Source organism: Seonamhaeicola sediminis (genome assembly GCF_004358095.2).
GTDB classification, from domain to species: domain Bacteria; phylum Bacteroidota; class Bacteroidia; order Flavobacteriales; family Flavobacteriaceae; genus Seonamhaeicola; species Seonamhaeicola sediminis.
The window spans coordinates 1-9,682 of record NZ_SMZJ02000022.1; the positions used below are offsets into that span (position 1 = coordinate 1).

Here is a 9,682-nt window from a genome sequence, read left to right on the forward strand (position 1 = left end):
TTTAAAGGCTGTTGAAATATTGATAATCCTATCGGAATTATCAACATTCCAACACCACAGAATCATCATTATGAGATAATTAAAAATAAAATATTAACTTTGGAGAACTAGGCTAGTGCTTTTCATAGGACACGGTGTTGTGTTTAGTTTTTTTTTCAGATGTCGGGTGTTGATATTTTTATAGTTGTTTGGATTTCTATTTTAGCAGTTCTTGTTGCTATATTCATTTTTTTAAATATAAAACTTTTTATTCTTAATTTCCGCAGACGTATTCCAAAACCCCGAGAATCAGAAGCCCAAGCGTCGATACTCCTGCCACAACTGAAAAAATAGTCAGTATAGTATCTTTAAGTTTTGTGAATTTTAAATCCTGCGCTACTTTATCTTTTTTCGTTCGCTCGTCTATTAACTTTTGAGTATATCCGCCGTCTTGCAAAAGTACTTCTCCGTCCAAACTAATACAATAATGTTCAGCCGAGTTTTGATTTCCGTTACCAATTCCCATTATTGTCATTCTAACCATTTTATCTCTTTCTAATTTATCTAAAACGTTTAATACATCTTGACTAGATAAATAAGTGTCTTTTTTAGGTTTTTTGTAATTTCTCGGAAGTCCATATCCATAATGATACGCCTTTTCTCTATTGTCATTAAGCCAATTCAGAACGGCATCTAATTTTTCCGTTGCTGTTGCATTAGAGTTCTTTTCGTTCAAATATCCGTCTGCTTTTTTAAATTCACTCATTGTTTAAATAATTGATTTTTTGCTTATTCCTTTTTAATGGCTTTGTTTTTCTCTCTCCCTTTGCTTTTTCAAGGCTTCTTCTAATGTGGGCGGATACTTCTGCCATTCGGCTATTTGCTTCATTGCCGCTTCGGAGTTCTTCCTGTGGGCTTCTGTTAGGTATTTTGTTTTCATATTAATTCCGCACGTCGTTTTCCCACGTCTGGCTCTCTTTTAAATTAAACACAACTGCAGGGTTAAACGTAGTTCTGCTTAGAGAATGAAAAGATAATAAATTCTTGAGCAATAATTAGAGAAAAGGACTTCCATATACTCTCTAATTATTGATTGTCAATTAGCTTCGCGAAAGCGAAGCGTAAATTGTAGAATTTATTGGCTTGGGAATTCGAGAAGNAACCGACGATGTCGCACGTTTTGGCTCGAAGCCCGCAGAAGGCGATATTTTTAGGATAGGTTTTAGTAGTAATTTGGTTTAACCCTGCAGATGATAGCACATGCTTTAAGATGCATTGTCTGCGAAGCAGCGCAGATTAAAGTTCGCCTTTGGCGAATGTGCTATCATCGTTCCGGCTATGAAACGGAGGGAATAGAAACCTTCGTAACAGTCCACCGAAAACTACTAAGAAAGTAGAAGAGAAGCGAACCAACTTGCCGAAAACCCTATGTTTTATAGCCATTGTTAGGCGCTGGTATTTAAAAGTGAGTGAATTTATGAATTCTCTGTTTTTCAGAGAGTTTTCTCTTTAAAAAGTTGTCCAAAAATGAGTTTTTCGACTTTAGATTTTTATTGCGATTTTTCAAAAGTCATTTTAGTTTGAATTCTTCAGATCATCTTTTCTCCTGTTTTCCTAAATTACTTGCGAAAAAAACGGAAGTCGTCCTTTCGAAAACTCAGTCAGGCAGTTAAAATTCAGGATTTTGTTTTCTGTGAAAATCAAGAATTCAAAATTTCAGTTGTTTCGTCTTTTCCGTCAGTTGAAACGAAAGAAATTCGTAAATGACATTTAAATTGAAAATTTCACTTGTTTAGTTATTGAAAATCAAAAGGCTGGAAACTCAATTTGAATTCTTTTTTTCGTCAATTTGAACAGAAGAAAAACAGAAGCAATAGAAGTGAAAAACTCAATCTTTAAAAAGATATTTTGATTTTGACATTTTTCAAGAAATAGAAACTTGAGCTTTTCATCTTTTCAGATTATTTCTCCGTTTTTTCTCCAAAAATCACAAACTAAATCTTCTCAATTTTAACACGTTAGAATCTCGTCCTCTTATACTTGCGCCTAACTGCAGGGTTAAACGTAGTTCTGCTTAGAGAATGAAAAGATAATAAATTCTTGAGCAATAATTAGAGAAAAGGACTTCCATATACTCTCTAATTATTGATTGTCAATTAGCTTCGCGAAAGCGAAGCGTAAATTGTAGAATTTATTGGCTTGGGAATTCGAGAAGCANCTCGAAGCCCGCAGAAGGCGATATTTTTAGGATAGGTTTTAGTAGTAATTTGGTTTAACCCTGCAGATGATAGCACATGCTTTAAGATGCATTGTCTGCGAAGCAGCGCAGATTAAAGTTCGCCTTTGGCGAATGTGCTATCATCGGTCTCGTATAACCGTCAGTTACGGGATTAAAGTTAATGTTTTTCAGTTAAGAACTGGCGTTAGCAATTCCGAGTGGATTCGGACGTAGTCGAATCCGCCGTAATTGCGGTTATACATTGTTGCCTGTAGTAGTTTTTCTGTTTGAATTATATTTTTTTATCTCTTATTTATATCAATAAACTCAGCCATATTCTTTTTTTGACTATTCTGCGATTCTGCTATTTTTTCTTTTTTCAAATTCTTTTATTGCAAAGTTTATATCTTCTTTACTCATTTGATTTCCACAATAACGACAGATTTCAGCTTCAATCTTAATAGATTCTTTACATTTCGCACATTGTTTTCTTGGGTCAATTCCATACCTCAAGATTAAATAGGCAATCCATCCAGTCATTGGGTGAATTCCAAACAACATCCAAAGTTTGGAAACTTTTTTAATTTTCGCCCATTTTAGACCATACCAAATTGGAATAAACCAAAGAAAAAATATAATAAGTAATAGAATCAGAAAAGTAATTATTCCGCTAAATGTGTCTTCCATAATATTCTTTTAAATCAAGTAATTATTAGATAATATTTCTTCGTTGTTTTCAGATATTTTAAAATATTCAAACTGTATTTATTCTCTGATTTTTGACTCATCAGTATGTTGTTCCGCTATTACAGGCAACGTTCTCGTATAACCGTCAGTTACGGGTTAATATGCGTTTATTTTCGGTTAAGCACAGGCTTTCGCAATTCCGAGTGGATTCGGACGCAGTCGAATCCGCCGTAATTGCGGTTATACATTGTTGTAAAACGTTTTTTAAAAAGGTAATTCATCTAATTTATCTAATTCTTCTTTGGTCATTATTTTCTTAGATAAGACATAATTTCTCCAAAAATGTTTCCCTTTTTTAGTTAATACATAATATCTTCTTTGGTTTTCTTCGTCATCTATTCGTTTAATCAACCCACTATATATTAGTTTTTCTATTACAATTTCATCTGTGTTTTTTGGTATAGACTTAAATTGACTTATTTCTGAACCGATTTCCTCGAAATAAGTCGAAACTTCGGTTTTTAAGAACTCCTCATATTCTTTATCAAGTTCCTTTTTTATTTCGTCATTCAATTCAGTTTCATCTGGATTTTCTAAACTAATATACTGCTCAAGTTTTCTAAGTTCTTTCCTAGATTCAGTCAAGTCAATTTTTAGTCTTTCAATGGTTTTATCTTTTTCTGTATTTGAATGAGTCAGTTCCTCAATTTTTGAGTTCATTTGAGATAATTCTGCATTTCCTGCTCTTTCTTGTTCATATTTATATTCTTCTCGCGCAATTTTTTGCTTATCTCTCAAGTCAGATAATTGTTCGCTTATTAGATTTCGTTTTCTTCCAATCTTAGCAAATTGTGCTAAAACCTCAATTAGCCAAGTCAAATAAGGTAACGCCAGAACATAACCAATACTAAAAATTAATGGATAGTAGAGTGTATATTCTATTTCGTTAAAATTTTCAGATATATAAGTAATTCGGTTTTCTATTTCTTTGTCCGAAAGCAAGAGTGTGAAAATAGGTCGCCAGTTAAATGCAATCCACGAAAGTAAAAATGAAAATAGAAGCGGATTTTTCAATCGTTCATTTGATATTTTGAAAAAGTTTGAAATAAATTCTTTCATTAGGTTAATGGTTGGTCAAAATGTTTTACAACGGTTTGGCTATGGTTTCGTTGCGTGAAAATCCGCGAGGATTTTCCGCCGTAAACCTAAGATAGCAAATTTGCGAGGACTTTCCGAGAGGAAAGTCAGAAGCAATGAACTATAGCCGGTGTTGTAAGTAGTTTTTTTAATCATAATCCTTATTGGATTCCGTAACAAGTATATAAGTCAGAATATAATTTAAATAGCTTATGTACTCATTGTCAATCGTTAGGTTGTAATTTAGTTCAAGACCTATTTTCTTATTGTTTAATATTCCGATTTCTTTATCACTGTAGAATATTTTCAGGTAAGGGTTTGTTATTAATTTCGTCAAGCTGTATCTAAATTTTAATACTGTGCCATTAATTAATTCAACTGTTCCATTTCTAGCAGACTGATTGATGAATTTAATGTCAAGATTTTGGTCAACAATCTGGAATTCGTTTTTAAAAAGTCGGCTGATATGTTTTATTGAGACGACTAATTTTTTTTGTCTGTCATAAATATTTATTAAGTCAGATTTAGGCCAATTTTTATCGACTTCTGATAATAAAATCAGGTCATTATTTTCTTGAACTTTTAGTCCACTATGAAATCCTCCTTTTATTTTAAATTCTCTCAATTTGAATTGGGGTCAAAATTACTTACAACTGCAGGGTTAAACGTAGTTCTGCTTAGAGAATGAAAAGATAATAAATTCTTGAGCAATAATTAGAGAAAAGGACTTCCATATACTCTCTAATTATTGATTGTCAATTAGCTTCGCGAAAGCGAAGCGTAAATTGTAGAATTTATTGGCTTGGGAATTCGAGAAGCAGNACGATGTCGCACGTTTTGGCTCGAAGCCCGCAGAAGGCGATATTTTTAGGATAGGTTTTAGTAGTAATTTGGTTTAACCCTGCAGATGATAGCACATGCTTTAAGATGCATTGTCTGCGAAGCAGCGCAGATTAAAGTTCGCCTTTGGCGAATGTGCTATCATCGGTCTCGGCTATGAGTAGTTGCGTGGTTTAGCACTTAACTTTGCAAGTACACTCCAAACTGAAAATCCGCCAGGATTTTCAGAAGTAGGTGAGAACAAGCAATTACTTATAGCCAATGTTGTAAGGCGTTATTTTTTATATTTCGTTTTATTCCTTTTATCCAATACTTCAATTCCAATTATTCCATTTCTTTTAGAAGCTTTTATCTGTAAAATATCAAAATTTTCATTTGATTGAGAAGTCAAAACATCGTTATATTCTTCAATCTTTCTAAATTTGAAAGAAAAAATATCATTATTATTAAATTCACTACTTACATAATATTCGGCGAGGGTAAAACCGAAAGCATAATTTGAATTGTCTTTAAAAATCAGAAAAGGCTGAGGGGAAAAAGGTAAATTGTTTTTCTGGCGTAACGTGAAAATCGTATCATTTTTATATCCGATATAATAGTCCGTTTGTGTATTAAATAAATCAAATTTGTAAAAAGACATTCCAAAATCAGAAATAGAGTCTTTGGTATCAATTACAAGATTAAACGGAATTGAATCGTTCAAATCAGAATTATTTAATAAAAAAGCAATTGGTTCAGTTTTATAAAGGGGATTGGTTTCAAATCGTTCTTTTAGTTCGATTGAAGTTAAAATCTCATTATTATCTTTCTTGTTTTTGCAACATAAAAAAGCAATAAGAGAAAAATAAATAATGGTTTTTTTCATTTGAATTTTGTCAAATTGAGATTTTCCTAATGCCTTACAACTGCAGGGTTAAACGTAGTTCTGCTTAGAGAATGAAAAGATAATAAATTCTTGAGCAATAATTAGAGAAAAGGACTTCCATATACTCTCTAATTATTGATTGTCAATTAGCTTCGCGAAAGCGAAGCGTAAATTGTAGAATTTATTGGCTTGGGAATTCGAGAANTCGCACGTTTTGGCTCGAAGCCCGCAGAAGGCGATATTTTTAGGATAGGTTTTAGTAGTAATTTGGTTTAACCCTGCAGATGATAGCACATGCTTTAAGATGCATTGTCTGCGAAGCAGCGCAGATTAAAGTTCGCCTTTGGCGAATGTGCTATCATCGGTTTTGTGTAAGCGTCAGTAACGGGAAAGTGCGCGAGTACTTTCCGCTGAAGCACCTAATTTAGCAAAACAAGTTGAATTTCCGAAAGGAAATTCAGCCGTTATTGCGCTTACACGTTGTTGTGTGCTGGCTTTTTATTCCACAATATTTTTATTCTCGGACTTATTATTAATAAAATCAAATAGTCCATTATTAAACTTACAATTAAATATATCCATTGATAATTTAAGTCAATTTTGTCTCCCAAATTTCCGTTGATAGATTCTCCAATTAACCAAGTTGGGACAATTCCTTTTGCGTAGTACAACATAAAATAATTCCACGAAAAACTTTGAAGTCCAGCAATTTTTGAAGTCGGTTCTGGTAAAGTCAAGTAGAGAACTAGAAAAAAGGCGATTTCAATTCCTAAAAGTAAAGTCAGCGACTTTTTTGTTTGATTAAGTCCAATGAAATTTTTACTCGGATTTTTAAATCCAAATATTATCCACGGAATTAACAAGAGAATTGAAATCATAATTTTTCAGCCGTTTTTAAAATCCGTTTTCTATAAATCAAAAGTCCAATAAATGTCAGTCCACAAAGAATTGCCAAAATGTGAAAGGTTCTTATTGCTTTGCATAAGTCAATTCCTGAAACGAGTGAGATACAATCTGTCAATTCACGTGTTTCGTACTTTAAACTTACCATTGAATTAAAAGCCATAAATTCAAATAATGGAATTCCGATTATTAGTAAAATCAAGGTAATTATGTAAATCGGTTTTCTCAATTATTCTCGGTTTTCAGCTTGCACACAACGTGTTGGTATATGGAAAGTTGCGTGTTTGTGTGCGAGGATTTTCCGAAGGAAAATCAGAAGCTAGCAAACAAAGCAACTCACATTGGTTAAGCTAAAACCAGCAATTTTTTATATACGGTGTTGCCATTTCGTTGTTTTTTTTATTTAACTTTTCACTAATCAATTCTTATTTTCCTTTTTCAATTGTTTTTGATTGTAGTTATTTAACAATCCCGTAACTATTCCAAAAATTAAAATATTCTTTAGGAATTTCCATATCTCAAATTCTTGACCGCCATAATAATTATCTACTGCCATTATACTAGCGAATATAAATCCACCAATTAAACTTGATTTTATGATTTGTTTAATGTTATTATTCATAAATTATTTTTTTCAATTCAGGGTTCAGTTATTCAATTTCGCAAACTTCTTCAATTCCGATTGAGTAAGCAATTTCGCAATTTGTTAAATTCCGCACACATTTCGTTTTTTCGTTTTCAGTTCAGATTCCGTATAATTAATTCAGCGTTTCATTTGTCAAAAATCAGATATTTTTCAATTCCGATTTTTCCGTTCAGAGTGCGTTCCTCAATGAATGGCAACGGTTTGTGTAAGGATAGTTGCGTGTTTAAGCAACTGACTTACTAAAAATGGAACGAACCAAAGGAAAATCCGAAGGATTTTCCGAGTAGGCAAGAACCAAGCAATTATTTTTACACGTTGTTACCCAACGTTTTTTAATTAAAATAATATCCGAGAGATAAACTAATCATTGAATTTTTATATCTCTCATTTTCAAATATTTCAGTTAATCCAAAGTTGTACCTTGTCTGAATAGTTAAATTGTTCTCAAATCTATAGCTAATTCCTCCATTTATTGAAAAGTCAAAACTTTTAGTTCCAATAAGCTCAACTTCTTCTCCAGAATGAAGCTCCGCTTTTTCATTAATTAAAAACCCAAATTGAGTTCCAAAGTCAAAACTCATTTTTTTAATGAAGTAAAATTTTCCTTGTATTGGGATATCCAAATAACTTAATTTGGCATCGAAACCGAAATCATTTGGATTTGTTCCGTCTCCAAGAACTTTTCCTCCTCTTGAGTTATAAAGCAACTCAGCTTGGATAGAAAATGAATCGCTCAATTCATATTCAGCCATTCCACCAATATTAATTCCAATAATGTTAGTTCCAGCACTTTTCCCTGTATGGAATCCAGAGAAATTAGTTCCAGCTTTTGCTCCAAATTTTATTTCGTTTTGGGCTATTAAATTTGTGGAAATAAGGACAAAAAGTATTAAAGTCAGTTTTTTAATATTCATAAGTTTGTTGTTTTGTCAAATGTTGGGTAACGTTGTTGTATAAGATTAGTTGCGTGGTTTAAGCACTAAAGTTAGCAAATAAATCACGGATAGAAAGTCCGCGAGGACTTTCGTAAGTAGGCTTTTACCAGCAATTAATTTTATACTTTGTTGTGCTTCGTTTTTATTTCATAATAATATTTGGTCAATCGAGTTAAGAGACGATTAGAGAATGGGATTCTTCGCTTTTTTAAATAATCTGAAAGTTGAACATTCAGGTCATTATGTAAGAAGTGAAAGTAAATTGCGTGTGTAATTCCAAATCCAATTGCAGGTCCACATATTTCTATTGTTTTAGGCTTTTCGCTATCTAGAATTTCCTCTCCTTTCGGATATTCCTCACCATCGTCAATCTTTGTGTTATTTCCATATGCCCTAATCGTAAATGCAAGTAGTTCCGCATAATTGTTTGTGAAATAACTCAATAATGTATTCGATTTGATTTTGCTTAGCTCAATTTCTTCTTTAGTTAATTTTCTTAGTATATCTTTATTGCCCGAATAAATTTTAATTCCCAAGGAATTTGCAACATTCGTCTCCAATTCATTGACTGTTGGATTATCAAAAAGTTCTATTTCATTATTTTTTCTTTTAAACCACATATTTTGTCATAATGAAGCACAACGTTTATGTATAAGAATAGTTGCGGGTTTGCGTGCGAGGATTTTCCGAAGGAAAATCAGATGTAGCAAACACGGAACTACCTTTGTTTTAGCACTAAACCGCAATTATTTTTATACGGTGTTGTACACCGTTTTTTATTGTTTTTTTTCTTTCTTTAATTCTCCATTTGGAAGGTAATAATTCCAAGTTCCACTTTTTTTTCCATTTGTATGTTCGCTTTCCAAGTATAAATACCATTTATTTAGGTCGGAAGAATATTTATAATCATTAGATTTAATTACAAAGGTTATATGTTTGTCGGAATCTTCAAATTCTTGTAAATTCTTTGCGCTTGTGTCTAAAGTTATTGTTTTAGAGTCGGAAATTAGAGTTCCATTTTTGTCAAAATATTTATTCGTCAAAACTGTTCCCCACGAATTGTAAACACCTTCTGTTCTTGAGCCGTTTTTATAATATCTAATATGCTTACCTGTCAGAAAAGCATATTCCTTATCCATATATTCATAGTATGTCGTAGTTCCTATATACTTGGGCTTTCCATTATTAAAACTAGTTTCTATTTTACTAGAATCAATTGGTACTAGATTATTCATAAGTTCTAAGTAGTTTTCACTTTGTTGGGCAAAAGAGAAAAGTGGTACTAAAACTAAAATTTTTATTATGGTCTGTAGTTTCATTCAAATGGTGTACAACGTTTATGTATAAGGAAAGTTGCGTGTTTGTGTGCGAGGATTTTCCGAAGGAAAATCAGAAGCTAGCAAACGGGCAACTAACTTTGGTTTAGCTAAAACTAGCAATTTTTTTTATACGGTGTTGCCATTTCGTTGTTT

General features: G+C 32.4%; 10 protein-coding genes. All 10 read right to left on the reverse strand.

The annotated features are described in order from the left end of the window. Positions 1-253 precede the first annotated feature (253 nt). Positions 254-745, reverse strand: coding sequence for a hypothetical protein (locus E1J38_RS14765; RefSeq protein WP_133357633.1), 492 nt, complete (start codon positions 743-745; stop codon positions 254-256). A 1,800-nt stretch (positions 746-2,545) separates the two neighbouring features. Next, on the reverse strand, positions 2,546-2,884 hold the full coding sequence (locus tag E1J38_RS14770; RefSeq protein ID WP_133357630.1) for a hypothetical protein: 339 nt from the start codon (positions 2,882-2,884) through the stop codon (positions 2,546-2,548). A 264-nt stretch (positions 2,885-3,148) separates the two neighbouring features. Further along, positions 3,149-4,003: a hypothetical protein gene (locus E1J38_RS14775; protein ID WP_133357631.1), complete on the reverse strand. Its 855-nt coding sequence runs from the start codon at positions 4,001-4,003 to the stop codon at positions 3,149-3,151. 166 nt (positions 4,004-4,169) lie between these two features. Continuing rightward, the gene (locus tag E1J38_RS14785) at positions 4,170-4,646 is read right to left on the reverse strand and encodes a hypothetical protein (protein ID WP_133357632.1); all 477 of its coding nucleotides are present in this window, start codon (positions 4,644-4,646) and stop codon (positions 4,170-4,172) included. Between the two features lie 489 nt (positions 4,647-5,135). Next, positions 5,136-5,726, reverse strand: a complete 591-nt coding sequence (locus E1J38_RS15130) for a hypothetical protein (protein ID WP_186525879.1) — start codon at positions 5,724-5,726, stop codon at positions 5,136-5,138. A gap of 473 nt (positions 5,727-6,199) precedes the next feature. Next, on the reverse strand, positions 6,200-6,604 hold the full coding sequence (locus E1J38_RS14795) for a hypothetical protein (RefSeq protein ID WP_108423416.1): 405 nt from the start codon (positions 6,602-6,604) through the stop codon (positions 6,200-6,202). Between the two features lie 443 nt (positions 6,605-7,047). After that, positions 7,048-7,251 carry a hypothetical protein gene (locus tag E1J38_RS14800; protein WP_133357613.1) on the reverse strand — a complete coding sequence of 68 codons (204 nt, stop codon included), beginning with the start codon at positions 7,249-7,251 and terminating at the stop codon, positions 7,048-7,050. A 356-nt stretch (positions 7,252-7,607) separates the two neighbouring features. Beyond that, complete coding sequence (locus E1J38_RS14805; protein ID WP_133357612.1) at positions 7,608-8,189, reverse strand: porin family protein; 582 nt, start codon at positions 8,187-8,189, stop codon at positions 7,608-7,610. 140 nt (positions 8,190-8,329) lie between these two features. After that, positions 8,330-8,830 (reverse strand): hypothetical protein, encoded by a 501-nt coding sequence (locus E1J38_RS14810; RefSeq protein WP_133357611.1) that lies wholly within the window; start codon positions 8,828-8,830, stop codon positions 8,330-8,332. A gap of 156 nt (positions 8,831-8,986) precedes the next feature. Continuing rightward, positions 8,987-9,529, reverse strand: coding sequence for a hypothetical protein (locus E1J38_RS14815; protein WP_133357610.1), 543 nt, complete (start codon positions 9,527-9,529; stop codon positions 8,987-8,989). Positions 9,530-9,682: the final 153 nt, after the last annotated feature.